At 55.8% G+C, this 19908-nt stretch carries 14 protein-coding genes; 6 read left to right on the top strand and 8 right to left on the bottom strand.

Annotated elements, in window-relative coordinates; translation table 11 throughout:
- The first annotated feature begins 117 nt into the window (after nucleotides 1-117).
- From PKO02S_RS19695 to PKO02S_RS19680, 4 genes are all read left to right on the top strand, one after another.
- Nucleotides 118-1068, top strand: coding sequence for an ABC transporter permease (locus PKO02S_RS19695; protein WP_373865224.1), 951 nt, complete (start codon nucleotides 118-120; stop codon nucleotides 1066-1068).
- Between the two features lie 21 nt (nucleotides 1069-1089).
- Entirely contained in the window at nucleotides 1090-1968 is an 879-nt protein-coding gene (locus PKO02S_RS19690) for a carbohydrate ABC transporter permease (RefSeq protein ID WP_127585556.1), read from the top strand.
- Between the two features lie 102 nt (nucleotides 1969-2070).
- On the top strand, nucleotides 2071-3687 hold the full coding sequence (locus tag PKO02S_RS19685) for an extracellular solute-binding protein (RefSeq protein WP_127585555.1): 1617 nt from the start codon (nucleotides 2071-2073) through the stop codon (nucleotides 3685-3687).
- Between the two features lie 98 nt (nucleotides 3688-3785).
- Nucleotides 3786-4766, top strand: coding sequence for an aldo/keto reductase (locus PKO02S_RS19680; RefSeq protein ID WP_127585554.1), 981 nt, complete (start codon nucleotides 3786-3788; stop codon nucleotides 4764-4766).
- 175 nt (nucleotides 4767-4941) lie between these two features.
- On the opposite strand, the gene PKO02S_RS19675 is transcribed toward PKO02S_RS19680, so the two are convergent.
- Nucleotides 4942-6105, bottom strand: coding sequence for a glycosyltransferase family 2 protein (locus PKO02S_RS19675; protein WP_127585553.1), 1164 nt, complete (start codon nucleotides 6103-6105; stop codon nucleotides 4942-4944).
- 183 nt (nucleotides 6106-6288) lie between these two features.
- Between PKO02S_RS19675 and mqnC the strand changes: the two genes are divergently transcribed.
- Together mqnC and PKO02S_RS19665 are read left to right on the top strand one after the other, a co-directional pair.
- The gene (gene mqnC / locus PKO02S_RS19670) at nucleotides 6289-7425 is read left to right on the top strand and encodes a cyclic dehypoxanthinyl futalosine synthase (protein WP_127585552.1); all 1137 of its coding nucleotides are present in this window, start codon (nucleotides 6289-6291) and stop codon (nucleotides 7423-7425) included.
- 294 nt (nucleotides 7426-7719) lie between these two features.
- The gene (locus tag PKO02S_RS19665) at nucleotides 7720-9558 is read left to right on the top strand and encodes a cellulase family glycosylhydrolase (RefSeq protein ID WP_127585551.1); all 1839 of its coding nucleotides are present in this window, start codon (nucleotides 7720-7722) and stop codon (nucleotides 9556-9558) included.
- Nucleotides 9559-9617: 59 nt separating this feature from the next.
- On the opposite strand, the gene PKO02S_RS19660 is transcribed toward PKO02S_RS19665, so the two are convergent.
- The 7 genes from PKO02S_RS19660 to PKO02S_RS19630 form a co-directional block, all read right to left on the bottom strand.
- Nucleotides 9618-10094: a hypothetical protein gene (locus PKO02S_RS19660; RefSeq protein WP_127585550.1), complete on the bottom strand. Its 477-nt coding sequence runs from the start codon at nucleotides 10092-10094 to the stop codon at nucleotides 9618-9620.
- A 20-nt stretch (nucleotides 10095-10114) separates the two neighbouring features.
- On the bottom strand, nucleotides 10115-10816 hold the full coding sequence (locus PKO02S_RS19655; protein WP_281280445.1) for an MOSC domain-containing protein: 702 nt from the start codon (nucleotides 10814-10816) through the stop codon (nucleotides 10115-10117).
- 392 nt (nucleotides 10817-11208) lie between these two features.
- Nucleotides 11209-13509 carry a DUF4962 domain-containing protein gene (locus tag PKO02S_RS19650; RefSeq protein WP_127585548.1) on the bottom strand — a complete coding sequence of 767 codons (2301 nt, stop codon included), beginning with the start codon at nucleotides 13507-13509 and terminating at the stop codon, nucleotides 11209-11211.
- A 20-nt stretch (nucleotides 13510-13529) separates the two neighbouring features.
- Nucleotides 13530-15947, bottom strand: coding sequence for a heparinase II/III domain-containing protein (locus PKO02S_RS19645; protein ID WP_174819931.1), 2418 nt, complete (start codon nucleotides 15945-15947; stop codon nucleotides 13530-13532).
- Between the two features lie 132 nt (nucleotides 15948-16079).
- A complete protein-coding gene (locus tag PKO02S_RS19640) occupies nucleotides 16080-17636 on the bottom strand; it encodes an extracellular solute-binding protein (RefSeq protein ID WP_127585546.1) in 1557 nt (518 codons plus the stop codon).
- Nucleotides 17637-17799: 163 nt separating this feature from the next.
- Nucleotides 17800-18681: a carbohydrate ABC transporter permease gene (locus PKO02S_RS19635; protein ID WP_127585545.1), complete on the bottom strand. Its 882-nt coding sequence runs from the start codon at nucleotides 18679-18681 to the stop codon at nucleotides 17800-17802.
- 17 nt (nucleotides 18682-18698) lie between these two features.
- On the bottom strand, nucleotides 18699-19655 hold the full coding sequence (locus tag PKO02S_RS19630; RefSeq protein WP_127585544.1) for an ABC transporter permease: 957 nt from the start codon (nucleotides 19653-19655) through the stop codon (nucleotides 18699-18701).
- Nucleotides 19656-19908 lie beyond the last annotated feature (253 nt).

The raw sequence follows: 19908 nt of genomic DNA, 5'->3' as shown, positions 1-19908 counted from the left end.
AAATTGACGTAATCCCTACAATTCGGAATATTGCGCCGTGCTCAAATACTAGTAGGATAAAGGTGAAATCGCTTACGCCAACGCCGGCGATCAATAACCCGAAAGGAGGTACTCTTGTTGGAGGCTACTCGTTCCTCACCAGCCCGCGATCCAGGCAGGCTTTCCAAACGTTCGCTATCCTCAAGGATTTGGAAACTAAGATATGGGTACCTGCTGCTCTTACCCGGACTGATCTACTTTATTGTATATCGGTATGTGCCTATGCTGGGCAACCTGATTGCCTTTCAGGACTACAGCCCTTATCAAGGGTTTTTACACAGCGAATGGGTAGGATGGAAGCATTTTGCCCGCATCTTCGAGGATATTGAGGTCTTGAAGGTCATCCGTAATACTTTATGGCTGTCATTCCTGCAAATTTTGTTCGCTTTCCCGGTGCCCATCATACTGGCTGTCATGCTGAACGAGGTTCGGAGCGAGCGCTTCAAGCGGCTGATCCAATCCGTCGTTTACTTGCCGCATTTTCTGTCCTGGGTTGTCGTGATCGGGATCGCTACAACCTTCCTTAAGAACGAGGGCGTGCTGAATCATCTACTGCGGAAGCTCGGTCAAGAGCCGATCGTATTTCTGCAAGAGCCCCACCTCTTCATGCCGATTATCGTGCTGGAGGTGATCTGGAAGGAAGCCGGATGGGGGACTATCATCTTCCTGGCTTCCCTGGCAGGCGTCGACCCCAGCTTGTACGAAGCGGCCGTTGTGGACGGAGCGGGGCGATGGAGGCGAATCTGGCATGTTACATTGCCGGCCATTCGCAGCACAATTGTCATTCTGCTCATTCTACGGCTGGGCCATGTGCTTGATTCCGGGTTCGAGCAAATTTTCCTCATGTTGAATCCGTTCGTAAGAGAAGTGGGCGAAGTACTGGATACCTACGTGTATTTCAAAGGCATCCAACAGGCGGATTTCAGCTTCGGTACAGCCGTCGGCCTGTTTAAAGGGGTCGTCGGACTTATCCTGATTCTTGGAGCCAATCGTCTGGCGAAACGGTTCGGCGAACAAGGGGTCTTTTAGAAAAAAAGGAGGAGCCTGCTTATGAAGCGCAGCAAATGGGAATGGACAGGGGATGCGCTCAATGTGGTGCTGCTCACAGCTACGGCGGCTGTCATGTTCTTCCCGTTCTACTACCTCGTTGTAGTTTCGTTCGCCACATACGAGGAATATTTGACGGCCGATTTGTTGCTGTGGCCCCGGCAATGGGTGCTGGACGCCTACAAGTACATTTTCGAATCCAAGGAATTCATTCGCTCCATCGGGGTTACCGTCTTCGTAACGATTACGGGGACGCTGGTCAACCTGGTCTTTACCGCAACGATGGCCTATGCTTTGACCCGACGTTTGCCCGGGCAGAGAGGGTTCATGTTTCTTGTCTTGTTCACGTTCATCTTTTCTCCCGGCATCATTCCGACTTACCTGATTGTGAAGGCGACCGGCCTAATCGATTCGTATTGGGCGCTCATCCTGCCGTCCGCTATTAATGCCTTCAATCTGATTGTGATGAGAGCGTTTTTCATGAGCATACCGGAGGAGCTGAACGAAGCGGCGGTGATTGACGGGGCCAATGAGCTCCAAAGCTTCTTCCGACTGATCGTTCCGCTCTCGAAGCCGGCGTTCGCAGCCTTTGGACTTTTCTATGCGGTCTACCACTGGAACACCTATTTTACGGCTATTCTGTATATCAACGATTCCACCAAGTGGACGGTACAGGTTATCCTGCGTCAGATGGTCCTGCTGAACGATACTACGAACAGCTTGTCGGCAGCTCGAGACGCCGCGAGAGCGGGCTCGCCGCCTCCCGTGGAGACGATTGGCATGGCGGCGATTTTGCTGGCCACCGTTCCCATCCTGATTGTGTATCCCTTTCTGCAACGCCATTTCGCCAAGGGGGTGATGCTCGGATCCGTCAAGGGCTAGCCGGAGAGATCCAATCCGAACGGTTAAGAAGCAGGGGAACTCGCAGCATAGACAGAAGCAAGCGGGCAAGTATGAATTTCATTCATCGGAGGAGAGGTTCAAATGAGCAAAAACAAAAAGCTTTTGTCCATGGTAGTGCTGTCCGGTATATTGACGACAAGTGTGGTCGCTTGCAGCAGCGGCCAGTCGAAAGGAAATCCATCTCCAAGCGTCTCGCCCAATTCGTCGGCCGCTACTACGTCGCCCGGCAAGGATTTGAGCAAGAAAATCAGCATTTCATCCATTGCCGGGACTTGGTCTTCGCCGGTATATTCGCCGGACGGGGCAGGCGTAAAAGCGCTGAATGAACGGTACAATATCGATTTTAAGCCTCAATTTGTTCCCTATGACGAGTATGTGAACAAGCTCCCCGTCGTAATGGCTGCCGGAGGACTGCCGGATCTGATCGGCATGGAGACGGTTGACGCCAACTTTGTCAAATGGGCCAAACAAGGCGCCTTCCTGCCGCTGAACGAGTACATTGACAAGTATCCTACATTGAAGGCTGTTCCGAAAAGCGTCTGGGATGCGGTAACGGTAGACGGCAAAATTTATGCCATCCCGAACTATTTCCCGGATAAATACGGGAAGAAGCCGATCATCCGCAAGGACTGGCTGGACAATCTGGGCCTGAAGATGCCGACCAATTACGACGAGTTGATCAAGGTTGCCACAGCCTTCGCCAAAAATGATCCGGATCAGAACGGGAAGGACGATACGTATGGGATCGGGCTGGTGAATACGTCTTCCGGCTCCATCACATACGGGGTTCCGATGGGGGCCGCTTGGGACGGAGGCTGGTACCACAAATATGCAAATAATCAATACATCCCTGGCATTATCTCTCCGGGCTTCAAGAAGCAAATTGAAGTGCTTCGGGAGCTGTACGCCGTAGGCGCGCTCAACAAGGATTGGACGGTAAGTAAAATCGGAGATGTTCGCAACGATTTCTTTGCAGGTAAATACGGCATCTTCTACGAGCAGCCGTACGATATTTCCTCCACTCGATTTGAGAATTTGAAGAAAGTCAACCCGAAGGCAGAGCTGGCGGTCATTCCTCCGTTCGTGCAAGAGGATGGGAAAAGCGGGTTCCTGGGGCTGGACGGCTACTACGAAATGTTCGCGCTCAATTCCAACATTAAGAGTGATGCGGACAAAATCGCTCGAATCCTGACGATGCTGGATGAATTTAGAGCCTTCATCCCGGTTGACAAGAGAACGCCGGATAATGAATTCTTCAACTGGAAAAACGGTGGGGTCGACAAAGGGTACACGATGATAAACGGCTACGCGGTGGATAAAGCGGGCGCACAAGATCTGCAGCCGGAAAATTATATTACGAACCGCGGCTGGGCGCCTAACAATGAAGCGAACGAGCCGGAAAAGCTGATGCAGGAGCCGTTCACGCAAGCCTTCATCAAAAATGCCGTTGCCGCATTAAAAGGAACGAAGGTTTACAAAAATCCGCTCAATCGCGTACACTCCGAGCTGTACGACGCGAAGCAGTCGGAGCTCTTGAAAAAGCTGAATGTACATCATGTGAAAATGATCGTAGGCCAAGAATCGATGGACAATTGGGAAGTGGCCGTCAAAGAATACTTGTCCGGCGGCGGTCAGGACATTATCAACGATGTAAACAAATTGCTTAAGGATGCCAATATCAGCGGAGAGTGGGAATAAAGCGGGCTACCCGCCATCTTCTATCGGAAGATGGCGGGTACTTGCTTTGCGGACCAACGAACAACAGGTCGCTTCTGAAGGCGCAGGAGGGAAAAGGAATGCACTACACCACATTGGGACGAAGCGGTTTACGAGTGAGCCGCTTGTGTCTGGGGACGATGAATTTCGGAGAAGACACGGATGAGCGAGAAGCGCACCGGATTATGGATGCGGCGCTGGACGCGGGTATCAACTTCATCGACACCTCCAATTCATACGGGGGAGACGGCAAGGATCGCGGGAAGACGGAGGCGATTATCGGCCGATGGCTGGCCGGCGGGGGCAGGCGCGAACGAGTAGTGCTGGCGACCAAAGTATACGGCAATATGGAAGACCCGGCCGACGGACCGAATGGAGGCTACGGATTATCGGCCTACAAGGTGCGACGTCACTTGGAAGCTTCGCTTCGGCGCCTGCAAACCGATCATATCGATCTTTATCAAATGCACCATATTGACCGCAACGTCTCATGGGATGAGCTATGGGAGGTGTTCCAGCGCATTGTTGCCGATGGCAAGGCTACGTATATCGGGTCCAGCAATTTTGCGGCGCGTGATTTAGTGAGAGCGCAGTATGAGGCGAAGTCCCGGCACATGCTCGGTCTCATTTCCGAGCAGCACCGCTACAGCTTGATGTGTAGGCTTCCCGAGCTGGAATTGCTTCCGGGGGCGAGGGAGCTCGGAATTGGCGTCTTGGCCTATAGCCCGCTTGAGGGCGGGTTACTCGGCAATATATTCGATCCGGCCAAAACGAGCGCCAGGAGCGAGCGCGCCCGCAGACGAATTGAGAGGCACCGGGAGAAGCTGGTAGCCTTCGCGGCGTTGTGCAAGGAGTTGGGCGAGAGCGAGTCGAACGTTGCGTTGGCGTGGGTATTGGCCAATCCGGCTATCACCTCCCCGATTATCGGACCTCGAACGATGGAGCAATTCGAAAGCTGTCTGCGCGCCGTTGAAATCAGGCTGGATGCGTCGACGTTGAAGCAATTGGACGAGTTCTTCCCTGGACCCGGCGGTTCTGCCCCCGAGGCGTATGCTTGGTAAGTCAATCAGGCGACGGCTAGCCGTTCCTGAGGCTGTTCTTCAACAGACAACACAGAAATTTTGCCGATCCCTGAGCGAGCGATACAGGAAGTACGGAATACCGGCATAAAAAATCACCCGCAGCAGACATGACAGTGTCTTGCCGGCGGGTGATTTGCTTCCTGTTTCTTGTGAGCTACTCTATCAGCTCCATCGAACGGTTCAACATCCGGCGCAGTGCGATGACTGTCTCGCGGTTGCGCTTTGTGACGCGGACCTGGCGTCGGATGAGGCGCAGCGCCCTAGGGAAGACCGGCGACTTGCGCCGGTGATAAAACTGCAGAGCCGCCAGATGCAAGGTGCGCCGCAGCAGGAACGACGCCCGGCGGACGGAGCGGAATCGGCTCCGAGGTCGAATCATTCGCAATGTATGCTTGAATACTTCGACGTCCATCCAGGCGGGATACAGGGCGAGCATGTTCAGCTCCGGATCGCGGAATCCATATTGTTCGAACATGATACGCAAGTTGTCGCTGTTCGAGCTGACGCCGCGGACATGATTCGGATGCTCCTGGTGGTAGCCGAGCAACTCCGCAACGACGACGTACGGAATTTTCAGCCGATGCAGCCGATAGCCGAGATCCCAGTCCTCCAGTCCGTGATTGATGAATCGTTCGTTGAAACCGCCGGCCCGATTCAGATCGTCCCGGCGAACCGTCACACAGCGGGTGATGAACATGATCCAGGGGGCGACATCGGTCATGCAAAATTGCTGCTGCACGTCCGGCGGTACATCCGGAGGGAGCAAGTAACGGGTCAGCAGCGCTTGGCCGTCGCCGTGCATAAGCTCTTCAGGCGAGAGCAACGGAATGACGCCCTCCGCCGTCTCGTACTCGTTCTTCCACCCGCCGGCGGCGGTGAGCACTTGGCGGAACAGCTCCTTTTCCTCCGGTGAGAAATCGGGGTGGTAATGCGTATACACATCGTTCCAGGAATAGGGAACGCCGGAGAAGACGGCTTTCGGATGATCGATCGTGTAACGGCTCATCGTGTCCAGAAACTTGGGCAGCACGAGGAAATCGGCGTCGCAAAAAATCACATATTCCCCCGCCGCATGCTGCAGTCCCCGGTTTCTTGTTATGGAGCGGCCTTTGTTCTCCTCATGGCGCACATACTTGAGCGTATAGCTCGATGCGAAGCGGATGACCATTTCCTGCGTCCCGTCTGTGGAAGCGTCATCGACAACAATAACCTCATATTGGGGCTTGGGAAACGATTGCGCCTCGAAGGAAGCCAGCGTCAGCAGAAGCTGCTGAGCCCGATTATGAGTCGGAATGATGACGCTGAAGCGAATCGACACCAGTTTCTCTCCTTTCTATCTTTTCAATCCCGCCACATCAGTCAGGTACTGCATTTGTATTCGCCCGGCCTCCTCTCCGATTAGACAAACACCCGTCCGCCGCAAATTTATTGAAACATGACGAACCCGGATGAATGTGTTACCATAATAGAAGTGTAAGGCGGGATAGAGGAGGAGAACACCATGAGTCAATTGGATCGCATTCTGGAGCGTGCGGTGGCCGGGGAACGGCTCGGGCTGGAAGACGGCCTGGCGCTTTATGATTCGGGCGAGATCGAGAAAATCGGCCATGCGGCCAACCAAGTTATGCTCAGATGGCATCCCGAGCCGATCACGACCTTCGTGATCGGACGGAATGTAAACTATACGAATATTTGCGACGTGTACTGCCGGTTTTGCGCGTTTTATCGGCCGCCGGGGTCGAAGGAAGGGTATGTGCTGCCGGACGAGGTCATTTTCCGCAAAATCCAGGAGACGATCGATGTAGGCGGGACGGAGATCTTGATGCAGGGCGGGACGAACCCGGATTTGCCGTTCAGCTATTACACGAATTTGCTGCGCGAGATCAAGAAGCGGTTCCAGATTATTATGCATTCGTTCTCCCCGGCGGAAATTTGGAAAATGAAGGACGTGTCGGACGGCCTGTCGCTGGAGGAAGTGATTCGCCAGCTACGCGACGCGGGGCTCGATTCGCTGCCGGGCGGCGGCGCCGAGATCCTCGACGACCGGACGCGGCGCAAGATCAGCCGGCAGAAGGGCTCGTGGACCGAGTGGATCGAGGTTATGACGACCGCGCACAAGCTCGGCATGAACACGACGGGTACAATGGTCATCGGCTTCGGCGAATCGATGGAGGAGCGCGTGCTGCATATGCTTCGCATCCGCGACGCTCAGGACGAATGCATACAGAATCGCTATCCGTCGAAAGGGTTTCTGGCGTTCATTCCGTGGACGTTTCAGCCGGACAACACGAACCTGAAGGCCGAGAAGCTCGGACCGGATCAATATCTCAAGACGTTGGCGATCAGCAGGCTGATGCTCGACAACATCCCGAACTTCCAGTCGTCGTGGGTGACGATGGGGCCGGAGGTCGGCAAGCTGTCGCTCTCTTACGGCTGCAACGACTTTGGCAGCACGATGATCGAGGAGAACGTCGTATCGGCTGCGGGCACCACGCACAAGGTAACGATCTCGTCGACGCTGCAGCTGATCCGCGAAGCAGGCAAAATTCCCGCTCAGCGCAACACCCGCTACGAGACGCTCAAGGTGTTCGACGACGTATCGGAGCAAGTGGACAAAGATTTCGTGATGCAAAATTAACAGGCGGAGGCTGTCGTGTGAGGGGGAATCCCTTGTGCGGCGGCCTTTTTTTGTTGGTCTGATCCCATGCATATGCGGAGGCGAATTGTATATGGCGAAATCGCAGCTGGTACGTATGCCTGTATGGATTGCACATTGAAACGTACGCTAGGTTCATTTTATATTGATTATGGCATCTTGTAAGCGCATACATTATTCGGTGTTTGAAGGGAGGGCAGCGATCCGAGCCTTTCGGCCTTCACAGTCAGGCATTAGGCTGCGAGACAGATTTTACGAATAGGGAGGGAATTTGGGTTGAAAAAGAAGCTAGCTGCATGGTTGGCCGTGACCGTTGTCGGCAGTTTGTTGCTGTCCGTACCGGTATCCGCAACGATGTTGCGCCCGTCGGTAGTTGCAGGTGCGACTCACAAAGGAACGCTCAAAGTGAATGGGGAGCTTATTCGAGCCGGTGTCGCTTATTATGGAAGAAGCTATCCGGATCCGACGGCGTTGGTGCGAAGCGATAGTTACTGGAGCCGCTCGAAGAACGGCGGGCTGAACGCCATTCGATTGACGAACTGGGATCAGAGGTCGTACGACAATTCGAACCCCTATGCGGAAGGACCGGGCTGGTGGCCGGTCGAGGACAATGTCGATATTCTCGAGGAAATCGTGCAGACCGCTGCGGACTACGACATGTACGTCATCGTGACACCGGGCGATGAGCCGGGATCGTTCAGCAAGCCGTATTTGACCGAGTTCTGGACGGAGGCGGCTCCGTGTCTGGCGAATTACCCGAACGTCATCTTCGAGGTGACGAACGAGCCGGTCGCTTGGGGAGCGGACGACTACACGAACGCCAAGATGGACAATCTGGCCGACATCTACAACATCATGAGGGCCGGCGCTCCTGACACGCCGATTCTAAGCCTCACATTCAATTCGGCAGACCAGACGATGGAGAACAAAGTGAACTATTATAAAAACAAAATTACAGGCGAAGATTTCACTACAAAGGATGTCATCGCGTTCCATTCGTACGGCACCAGCAATACAAACAAAATCAAGCAGCTTCGTGCCGCTTATCCTGTCATGAACACCGAATGGAACTACTTGGAGTTCCATGACGGCGCTACGTCGCTGGACGGCTACAAGTACCAGGGGCAAGCGTTCGAGGCGATCGGCATCAGCTCGATGAACTTCCGCGCCGGCCGATCCGACGGACGGTTCACAGAGTACTACAAGTACGTGAACGATGCCAAGTACAAAGGATACTACTGGGTTACCGGAACGACCGTCACCGATGATCTGGACGATCTCTCGATGACTTACTCTTCGAACAATGTGGTGCTGAATACGAGCAATCCTACGTTTCCGGAGGACAGCTATCGCTATAATCGGGGCGCCGGCGCCGGGACAGGCGAGATTGTTTACGAGTCTCCCGGGTTCGGTAAATTCAAAGCTACTGTGTATTCCAGCAATAGCTTCGCCGGGATCAAGTTCTATGTGTCTCACAACGGCACGGATTGGGAGCAGATCAGCCACAAGAAGACGACCCCGCAAGGAACGACGGGCGTCTGGGAATATGCTCACTTCAGCAGCAACGAGCCGATCCCTAGCGGGACCAAGTATTTCAAGGTCGTGTTCCCGTCGACCGGGAACGCTCATCAGAATCAGCTCGGCAATCTAGAGCTGACCACATGGTCGTATATCCCGGAAGTCGAGGATAACTTGAATGCCTGGTCGGTCGCAGATTCCCATTCGGCGAACATGCAGTTCAATACGGCGAATCCGGGCAACTTCGCGGGTGACGGCTCTCGGGCGAGCCGCAGCGATACGAATCTGGGCTATGTGGTCTATAAGCTGGCGGACATGGGAGGTTTCTGGGCGCGTATCTTCTATAAGGATGTCGGCGGGCTTCATGTGCCGCAAGGGCTGTCGTTCCGGATTTCAACGGACGGCACGACCTGGTCGAGCCCGATCGCGGTGACCGGCTACCAGGATGAAGCGACGGGGAACGGTTTCCGCAGCGTCTACATGGAGAACAGCAATGCGCTGCCGGCGGGCACCGAGTATGTGAAGGTGGAGCTGGACAATTCTAGCGCCAACAACTCTCTGCAGCTTGGCACGATGCGGGTATTTATGGATTATTGATTTAAAGAAGAGCCGCTCCTCTCTCGAGGGCGGCTCTTTGGCTTGGGCTTGGATGCATCTTAAGGAATCTTCACCGCGAACGCGTAGGAGCCGCCGCCTTGCCGCCATTCCGCGCGGATGGAGAACAGGTGGGCGCCGGATGCGGTCGGGAGCGGGAAGGAAGCGCCGTTGATCTCGACCTCCGGCTCCGCCGTACCGTTAACCCAGCGGGTGAGCAGGATGCGCTTCGGTTTCTGGGTGAACACAATCAACACTTTAGCGTCAGGCGCCGGGTTCGGGATCAGGGTAGCTTCGGTGTCGAGGTCGATTTGATGAACAGGCCCCGGGTAATCGGCAACCACGGACGAGGTGAATGCCCTCCAGCTATAAGTGCTGCGTTCGACATGTACTGTGGTCTTGCCAACTTTGATGGACGGCATCGGCGGTTTGCCGGAGCAGCCGACAAGCAAGCTCGCCAGCAGCAACACGCACAAGCTTAGCCACCCCAGCCGCACCAATCGCCTCGACCCCCGCTGATTCATAACCCGCTGATTCATACACCCATCGCCTCCTCGGTTTATTCGACTAGTACCGGGTTGTCCACACGAACCACACCGGGCTGCAGGACGCGCGCATACACCCCGAAGCAGCTGTCCATTCCCGCTGCAACTTGCTTGAGCACCGACGGATCGATGCTGCCGTCGCCCGGGTCCACGCCTACCATCGAGCAGCGCTCGCAAGGGTGGGACACCTCGAGCCGAACACCGCCGACACCGCCGACACCGCCGATCTGCACGATGCGGCCGATCCAATCCGCTTCGCTGAGCGGGAGTTGCCCCTCAAGCGGGCGGATGACGAAGTTGGGCCGGAACCGCAGCATATCGACCGACCGGCGCATCAGCGCTTCGAGTTGACCGAGTGTGGACTCCGTGGCGAGCAGCAGCGGGGAGTCGTCCATCGCGGTCAGCACCGCCGAGTCGGCAGGATAGCTGTACAGCTCCAAGTCCAGTCCGGACTGCTCGCGAATGCGCTCGAGCAGTTGCTCGTCCCAATTGTAGCGGGTCCCGCCGGGTGCAGTGATTTCCACCTCGTCTGTACCGTAGCGGGCTGTATATTGGAGCAGGAAAGGGCGCAGCTTGGCGCTGAGATGCGGCTCGCGACCTCCTCGATGCAAGAACACGTACCTGCGGTCGCCTACGACGCCGACCGGCCCCACCTCCGCTTGGCGAAGCTGCTCGCCTTGAAACGATTTCACCGGAAACCGGTGGATTTGCTGGATGATGCCTACTTGTTTGATGGCGGATACCCCCTATGGTGCAGGTTATGGAAAGGGACTTTTAATTGCCATAAGTATACTAGCCTGTACCGCATTTGTCACGAGTTTCCATTGTGCGGTCGCTTCTCGTCGACTGGACCGTTTTGCGGACAGGAGATACCTTATTCAGCTGAAGAACGGCAAATTCAAACTTTTGGCGGACCCAGGGGACCTTATTTCGGTGTTTTCCATCCTTTTATACTTACATTTACCCAAATAGCGTCTCCTGTGTCCGGCAAAACGGCTGAACGGAGGACTTTGGCATAAATCAAGGGCTTTCCTGTCCGGCAAAATGAGGGAAATCGCAAAAAAACCTGACTGAGCACAAAACCACGCCAGGTCAGGTCCTGCAACCATCAATAAGCTTTCAATACTTCCACCTTCGACGTCACGCCGCCGTCCGTGAAATACAGGTGGACGCCATGGTCCTGGTCGTCCATGAAGTACGGCACGTAGCGGCTCTCGCTTGCCCGCATCGGCACGAGCAGGGCGGCGATCCGGTGGCGCCGCGCCGGAGCGGTCCGTGCACGCAGATGCGAGTGCATCTCCAGCCCCGCCAGCTCGGCGGCATTGACGCCGTCGAAGCCGGTAAACGCGCTCAGCTCGACTGAGCCCGACGAATTGTAGACGAAGCGGATGTCGAGCTTCGCTTTCTTTCCTTCGTAGATCGCGTGGTTGCCTTCGACATGCGCGATCGGCTTCATCGTGTGCAGCAGCCAGTCGATCGTGCCGGCCTGCGACAAGTCGACATAATCGACGATCACGAAGTAGGAGGAGCCGAAGTAATAGATTTCCCGCAAGTAGCGCTCGAGGTACGGGACATGCTCCCTATAGGCCGGCGTAGCGTTCATGCGCACATAGCGGCAGTCCGGACGTTTCTCCACCGCCTCCACGATGCCGATCGCTTCCATGCTGAGCGCTTTGTTGTTGCCGGCATACTGGCCTAGCCCGTCGATCAGGATCGAGTTTTTCGAGCGAGTCTGACGTCTCCAATCCAGGTGCATCGATGTGCCGAACGCCAAGTAGTGGCCGCTATGGGTAGCAAGCGGCTCGCCATAAGCATGGAGCAGGAAGGAGCCTTGATCACCGTGGCTGTGGCTGATCGAGCCGTATTTGCTCGCTTTGGCCAGCAGCATAATATGGTCGTCCGGCGATTCCATATGATCGTGCATCGCCACCCAGCCGACGTCGCGGAACCATTTGAGCGGCTCGATGTCGGTCGGAGGGACGGCTTCCACATGCGGATTGTCGTGCCGGAACGCCACATCGTCGAAGCGGAAATCCCACCAGCCGTAGTTGTAAAACTTGCTGTCGGGATCGACATCCGTCTTCTTGACCTGCTCGAAATACCATTGGTACCAGCCGTTGCCGGTCAAGCCGGCGAAGTGGCGGATGTTGAAGCCGGTCTTCAGAATCGGCGGCTCGCCCAGGTTGGACATATCGCCGAAGCTTGAGCGTACCGTTCCCGGAGGATAGCAGTACAACGGGAAGTCGCCGGTCTTGGTGAAGAAAGGACGCGCCAGCAGGTCGATGCCGCAGAACGGCTTGATCAGACTGAGCGCTTCGGTGACGAATGCCATCCCCGTCGTCCAGTACATCGGGCCTTCCGCCCAACCCCCGTCAATCCCGCCCCATGGCGTGTACAACGCGGAGTAGTATTCCAGCGTATAGTCGAGCCAATCGGTCGCCGCCGCTTCTTCGCCTAGCAACGCGATACAGCATGGCACAAGCACAGACGACAACGAACGAACCGCGTGGCTGTCGTAAGGAACATGGTGAATCTTCGAGCGCTCGATGACGTGGAATGCTACTTGCTCGGTACGTCGCAGCAGCCGGCTCCGGACAAACTCAAGCTCGTCTCCCGTCAGGGAGTCGTACAACCAGTCGTACCCCCAAGCAAGCGCGCCTGCAACCCGGAATGCCGCTTCATCATTGTAATCGCGGGCGGTAGGACCTTCAGTGTCCCAAGAAGCGACATGCAGCAGCCATTCCTTCGCCTTGGCCAGCAGCGCTTCGTCCTGCAGCACGATAGCGGCGACGCTCAGATGTTTGACGGCGTACAGCGCTTCCTGGCAGTCCATGTACATTTGGCGCCAAAGCTTAGGCACGCGCTTGTGGTCCGGGTACGGCAGCGGCTCGGCGATCAGAGGACGGACGGTCCAAGGCAGAACGGATTTCTCATAAAACAAGTCCCAGCCGCAGTACGTGTTGTCCTCCAGTACCTTGCCGCGGAACGCTTCCAGCCGATCGGCCTGCAGCCACAGACGCGGATGAGCCGCACTGGTATGCGCGAAACGGCCGTTGCGAGAAGGAAGAGGAGTCTCAGGTAAGTCAGCAGGGACGATGAAGGAGCGAACTTGGCTCCACTCCGACCGGTCCCCCGAGTCTTCCAATAAAGCGTAGCGCCACCAGTACGAGCCTGGCTCGAGAGCACGGTCCGGCGTATAGAAGTTATAAGGCAAGCTGTCGGCTGTATAAGTGGCTTCTCCTTCCGAAAAATCCGGCGAAGTAGAAACTTGCAGCACATACCGGTCGCGATCCAGCTTAGCCGCCATCCACGTAAACCGCGGTGGATTTTCCAGCAATGGCGTCTTCTCATTTGGCTCATATTGTACGGTTAAAGCTCCGCTCATCGGTTCGAATAAGGGACTGGTCATAGTTTCACTCCTGTTCTAGTCTAGTTCGAGCTGATTTGCAATCCGTTATCCTCCGTCAGCTCGCAAGTGCTGGTACCGCCTTGACGATGATCTTCAACAACAATCGATCCCCCGGCGCCTGCGCTCAAAACAATCGGCAACCCGGCACCGGTTTCGGCTTCAACCGGAGCTGCACAGTATACATGAATGAACGACACGCGTTGTCCTTTGCGGCGATGAAGCACGCCATAAGCGCTGCGGCTGGGATCGTCCGCCGTTCCCGGGTAGCTGTAGCGGAGCAGCTCGGAAGCCTTGACACCGCCTTCGGCCACCGCCAGCCCTACCGCAACCACTTGCTCGGAAATGCTGCCGTCGATCGGCATCGTCCAAGCGTACACTCCATTCTCGGAAAGCGTTGCGTGTCTGGCGACAACGGTCTGGAGCGAATACCCGTCCTCTTCGCCAAGCGGCGCCCCTTCAGCGGATGACCAACTAACTCCATCAACCACTCCGCCAGCCGGTGTCAAATGATGCATCCACCAGTCGATTTGCCGTTCCTCGTCGCAGCGAACCTCGAACCAGTCCAGTAGCCAGCTGCCGGTCATCACTAAATGCCGATCCAGCACGCAGCCCTCGTAAGCACCCTCTGAGCGAAGCCATGTATACGTGTGCGTTGGCTTCACGGCAAACGCTTTGCATTCGCCGATATGCTCGGCTTGCGAACGGCCGTCGATGCTGACCGTGTTATGGCTCGACGTGTGTTTGTACCAGCCTTTGCGCATGATGGAGCCGTACGGCACGACGCCTAACTCAGGTGCTACGGTGCCCAGGCTATGCTCCAGAGACAGATGAAGCTTGTCATAGTGGCCGTGTGTCCCCCCATGCTCGCCGAAGTCGAGTATGGCGGACAACGGGCTGCCGGCATGCCGCAGTACGACGAAGCCGCTGTCGGCGAGCAGCACCGCATCGCGCGCGCCATAGCGGGCATCGGCCAAGCTTCTGGCAGCCGCGCCTGCGCTATCCCAAGCCGCGCCTGGATTGCCGCCAGGCCCGGCAGCATTCCCGCCAACCTCACCCTCGCCAGAGCTGTTGCGAGCTCCGCCGCCAATCTTACCCTCACCGGGATTGCCGCCAGCCTTATTCGAGCCGTCGCCAGCCACTCCGGCACCACCGCCGACCCTGCCGCCGGCCTCGCTGGCTGCGTCGTCCACGCCACCGCCAGCCTCTCCAGCCTCACCGCGCAGCGCCGAGCCGAACAGCACCGCCTCCAGGCCGTTCCGCTGCGGCTCGCGCCCCGGGTTCAGCTGGCGATAAGCCTCCGCCAGCATCGGCAAGTACGCCTCATTGCCGTAGACGGTATACCCCGTCTCCAGCACTTCGGCAATCTCGCGCGCAAAGGGGATGCGCTTGTAAGGTCCGTCGTGCATCGCCGGCAGCTCGCCCTTGTCGTTCGCCAGCGCGGCGAGCACGTCGAGCATGCCGCGCAGTGATTGTCCGCCCTCGCCGGACATGCCGTACAAGTCCACCCCAACCCGTGCCGCCATCTCGGCCGAGATGAAGTAAGCCCGCAGCACGAACACATGGTAGTACGTGCTGCCTTCGAACTCGAACTGATCGGGCTTCACGCCGATGGCCAAGTGATGGCGGAAGCCGCCGACACCCTCGATCAGCTGATTCATCCGCTCCAACGCCGCCGCATCACCGCGCTCGGCAACGTCGCCATTGCCTCTGCTCACATTGCCCCCGCTCACACCGCCTCCGCTCCCGCTGTCTCCGGCGGCTTGAGCCGCATACACGGCACCCAGTGCGGCGTTCAACCAAGCCGTGTAATTACTTTCCGGATGATTGCGCTCATGGATCAGAATGTGCCGGTATTGCGTCATACTGTCCTCCAGCATCGTCAGAAAGGGAGCCCAAGCCTCTCGCTCTGACGCATTCCACACGACGCCCTGATCGCTAAGCAGCAAATACGTCCGGATGACCGTCGTCGCCCAGATTGACTCGGTCAACGCTTGGTGGAACGCGCGGCCCTTCAGCATCCAAGGTTGGGCATCGGGATGGACCGGATAATGCGGGAACAGCTCCGCATAGCGGATGACAATGCCGCGCGCCAAGTCCGCATAGGCTGCATCGCCGGTCGCCGCGTATACGACAGCCGCCTGCAGCGAATAACGCGCGAGCGACCAGTGCTTGAACACGAGCCAGGAGCCGCGGAAAGGCTGGCCCTCCAGGCGGCAGCCGTGCGGACAACGGAACACATGGGCGTCCCGCTCGGCCGGATCGAACTCCAGCTCCGTATGATGCTCGCGGCAAACATAATCATGCCACCATCCGCCCGGCTCGACCGGGATCGATTCCAGCAATGCCTGAGGCGTCACTTTATCCAACTCGGCACGCAACTGCTCCACGGCACCGGCGCACCATTCATATCGATTTGCAAGCTCATTCCACTTTCTCATTTTTGCAGGCCTCCCTGTCTCCATCGCGAAAGTCATATGAAACACCGCTCCCCACGATTGCTCGTAGGGAGAGGGGGTTTGTAACTATTTTGTATTCGGTTCAAGAGACGGCAGGTCCTGTACAACTAGCGATTACTTCAAGCTTTGCACTTCCGTGCCGCGAAGCTTGACGCCTTGTTTGTTCTTGAAGCGTTCGTTCGCTTCCTTCAATATGTCGTTGCCGCCTTTGGATTTCCACTCGTCGATCACCTTCGGCCAGTTGCTGATCGGCTCTTTGCCGTACACCATCTTCACCATCGCCGTCAGGAGCACCGGTGGAGGCGTGTCGGACAACGGAGCGGCATCCGGATTTTTCTGCATCGCTTCGAGGCGAGGGTCGAACTCGATACCGCCGCGGCCTTCCTTCGGCTGGATCGTTTCGAATACTTTCAACAATTCTTTACCTGCCGGGGTTGCGTTCAAAATTTCCTTCCGGTACGCGTCGTCCTTCACCATGTGCAGGAAGCCGCTCAGGAAACGCTGTTCGGACACTTCTTCCGGTGTCTTAGGCTCTACAGGAAGCGTGGTGTCGAACCACTTGTCGGCCTCTTGCGTCACCATCCAGTCGAAGAACTTCAGGATGCCTTCCGCTTTGTCCTTCGCATTCTTGTTGATGAAGTACGAGCGGGCTGCGGAAGCGTACAGGTAGCCGCCGCCTTTGCCGTCCGGACCGACAGGAGAAGCGATTATTTTGATTTTTGCGTCAGGCACGTTCGCCTTCAGCTGGGTTTCCCATTGGAGCAATTCTTGCGTGTTCATTTCCCACATGCCGGCTTTGCCAGCGAGGATCGTGTTTTTGAAATTGGTTGGGTTGATCGTAGCGAATTCCTTGTTGATCAGGCCTTCGTCGTACATCGTCTTGTAAACGCCGAGCGCTTTCATCATGTTCTCGGAGTCCATAAATTTCGGCTGGATGTTGTCGCCCACTTTCTCGAATTGGCTCAAGTAAGGGTAGACGTCGTAGGCACCGAAGAAAATGTCGGCATATTTGAACTGCTCGCGGCCCATGAACGGATTCTCGACGCCGAGCTTCTTGAAGGCGCGGAGCATTTCCATGTACTCGTCGACCGTCTTCGGATCCTGTTTGATGCCGGCCTTCTCCATCAGGTCAGCTCGCACCCAGGTGGAACGGCGGGAGTTGCTGGAGAGGAATTCCGGAATGGCGTAAATTTTGCCGTTCAGAGACACTTCATCCCAAGCCTCTTGCGGAATGACCTTCAGCAGGTTCGGCGCGTATTGCTTCAACAGGTCGTTCAGCTCGAGGAACACGCCCGCTTGTACGGAGCCCGCAAGCTCTTTGCCGTTCGTCCCGGCGCCCGCCTGTACAACATCCGGGATGTCGTTGGTGGCGAACATCTGAATCATCTTTTGCTCATAGTCGGCGTGAGGGACGAGACGAATGGTCATGTCGGTATTCGTCTTTTTCTCCAGCTCCTTGACCCATTTGTCTTCGTTGATGTTGGAGTGTTTCTCTACGTAGTCGAAAGCGAGCGTACGCAGGGAGATCGAGAACGCTGTAGGACCTTTAGGCGCCTCGCTGCCTTGCGGCGTGTTGCCTGTCGTCGTTTCCTTGCCGCCAGATGAGCATCCGATAACGCTGCCCATGGCGAGCATCAGTGTCAGTGGAACCAGTACCAGCTTTTTTTTCATAACCTGCACCCTGCCCCTTCTTGTGTATAGGTTGGAATGTCGTAACCGATGAAGCGCTTGCAAACTGATTGTATTCCTGGAAGGCTAATATCGACAATAGAGTCATTTTATGTGCGTTTGTCTTTTTTTTAGGAAGTCGATTCGTTTTGAAGCACGATCTCACTCACGATTTGATAGACCCGATTAGCATGCCCTTGATGAAATATTTTTGCAGAAACGGATAAATAAGCAGGATCGGAACGGTTGCCACAATGACAGTCGCCATCTTGATGCCCTCGGGGGACATGCTGATCATTTCCGAATAGAGCGAACCCGTCGGGTCTAAATTGATGTCGTCTTTGGCGATTAATTCGCGCAGCTTGAGCTGCAGGGGATACATGTTCCGGTCGTTCAAATAGTACAGCGCATTCGTATAAGCGTTCCAATGGTAGACGGCGTAGTAGATACCCATGGTCGCCATAGCCGGTTTGGACAAAGGCAGGATGATGCTCCACATGATGCGCAGCTCGGAGCAACCGTCGATCCGGCTGGAGTCGATCAGCTCGCCCGGGATATTCATGAAGAACGACCGCATCACGAAGAAATTGAAGGCGCTGATCGCGTTCGGAATCATAAGCGCCCAGAGCGAGTTCATGAGGCCGATGTTCTTGATCAGGATGAAAACCGGAATAAGCGGCGCCTGAAAAATGATTGTCATAAGCACCATCAGCAGCACATATTTGCGGCCGACGTACTCCGGTCTGGACAGCGGATAGGCGAGTGACGACGTCAGGATCAGGTTAATCAGCGTGCCGACTACCGTGATGAGCACCGAGATGCTGAACGCTCGCCAAATCGTCGGATCGGAGAACACATAGCGATAGTTGATCAGCGTAAAATCGACCGGCAACAGCGAAACATCCCCGTTGGTAATCGCTTTGGAGCTGCTGAACGACTGGGCGATAATATTGACGAACGGCAGAAACATGATCGCGGCAAGCACGGTCAGAAACGCCAGGTTGAACGCGTTGAACACTTTTTGGCTGGCTGTCACTCGTAAGTTCATGGCTGGAGTCTCCTTTCTTAGAACAAGCTCTCGCCTGTTGTTTTTCGGCTCAGCTTATTCGCGACTACTAGCAGGATCAGGCCGATAATCGATTTGAACATGCCGACGGCCGTCGTGAAGCTGTATTCTTGCTGAAGCAAGCCGGCGCGGTAAATATACGTGTCTAGAATTTCACCGTTCTCGTACGTCAGCGGGTTGATGAACACCCAGACGCGCTCGAAACCGAAGTCGAGGAAGTCGCCGATTTTGAGCAGAAACAGGATGACGATTGTCGGCATGATGGAGGGGATGGTGATGGCCCATGTTTGCTTCCACCGGTTCGCCCCGTCGATTTCCGCCGCTTCGTACAGATCCGGATTGATGCCCGCCAGTGCAGCCAAGTAAATGATCGTGCCCCAGCCGACTTCTTTCCAAATGCCCGAGGTAACGAGAATGGTGCGGATCATGGAGTTTTCGCCGAGGAAGTAGATCGGCTCGATGCCGAACCAGCCCAGCATGTGGTTCACGACGCCTGTAGAAGGCGATAGAATGCCGACTGCGATCCCGCTGATAATTACCCAGGACAAGAAGTGCGGCATGTAGATGACGGTTTGAATGAGGCGCTTGTACACGACCAGCCGAACTTCGTTCAGCAGCAGCGCCAGGATGATCGGAGCCGGGAAGGCGAACAGGATGTCCAAGCCGCCGATGATCAGCGTGTTCTTGAAAATGCGGAGGAAGTCCCCGTGGCGGAACATCCGCTCGAAGTGCTCGAGGCCGACCCAGGGGCTGCCGAACACGCCTTTGAAGATGTTGTAATCCTTGAACGCGATAAACGATGCGCCGAGCGGTACATACTTGAAGATCAGATAGTACAGAATGCCCGGGATCGTAATGAAGTATAACGCTTTGTACTTCCACATGTACTTCCAGACGGTGGAAGCGGAGTCCCGATGGACGACGGAATCGGAAGGCTGCAGTTTAGCTCTCGCCATGAGTTTCACCCTTTTGCTCTCTAGTTTGGTCTCTCACGCAAGTGTGTGAAAGCCGTTACATCGCGTACCTCTATAGTAGTTTGAACGGGGGGGAGCGACAATGGAGTCGCTTTGAATGCGCTTGTGTTTTTTTTAGGTGAGTGCTTCGACAAAGAGAAAACCGCCCGGATGATCAGAAGATCACCGAACGGTTTATTGGCAGGCTGCTAGAATAATAGCGATCTAAAAACTTCTGAAAACACCTTGCCACCGA

Source organism: Paenibacillus koleovorans NBRC 103111 (assembly GCF_004000845.1).
GTDB lineage: Bacteria > Bacillota > Bacilli > Paenibacillales > NBRC-103111 > Paenibacillus_AA > Paenibacillus_AA koleovorans.
Note: the sequence above shows the minus strand (reverse complement) of the source record. Positions and strands in the feature narration are given on the sequence as shown.

What these genes read in the sequence shown, in the direction of transcription:
- PKO02S_RS19690 (WP_127585556.1), top strand. Translation starts at nt 1,090, where the DNA reads ATGAAGCGCAGCAAATGGGAATGGACAGGGGATGCGCTCAATGTGGTG.
- PKO02S_RS19685 (WP_127585555.1), top strand. Translation starts at nt 2,071, where the DNA reads ATGAGCAAAAACAAAAAGCTTTTGTCCATGGTAGTGCTGTCCGGTATA.
- PKO02S_RS19680 (WP_127585554.1), top strand. Translation starts at nt 3,786, where the DNA reads ATGCACTACACCACATTGGGACGAAGCGGTTTACGAGTGAGCCGCTTG.
- mqnC (WP_127585552.1), top strand. Translation starts at nt 6,289, where the DNA reads ATGAGTCAATTGGATCGCATTCTGGAGCGTGCGGTGGCCGGGGAACGG.
- PKO02S_RS19660 (WP_127585550.1), bottom strand. Translation starts at nt 10,094, where the DNA reads ATGAATCAGCGGGTTATGAATCAGCGGGGGTCGAGGCGATTGGTGCGG.
- PKO02S_RS19650 (WP_127585548.1), bottom strand. Translation starts at nt 13,509, where the DNA reads ATGACCAGTCCCTTATTCGAACCGATGAGCGGAGCTTTAACCGTACAA.
- PKO02S_RS19645 (WP_174819931.1), bottom strand. Translation starts at nt 15,947, where the DNA reads ATGAGAAAGTGGAATGAGCTTGCAAATCGATATGAATGGTGCGCCGGT.
- PKO02S_RS19640 (WP_127585546.1), bottom strand. Translation starts at nt 17,636, where the DNA reads ATGAAAAAAAAGCTGGTACTGGTTCCACTGACACTGATGCTCGCCATG.
- PKO02S_RS19635 (WP_127585545.1), bottom strand. Translation starts at nt 18,681, where the DNA reads ATGAACTTACGAGTGACAGCCAGCCAAAAAGTGTTCAACGCGTTCAAC.
- PKO02S_RS19630 (WP_127585544.1), bottom strand. Translation starts at nt 19,655, where the DNA reads ATGGCGAGAGCTAAACTGCAGCCTTCCGATTCCGTCGTCCATCGGGAC.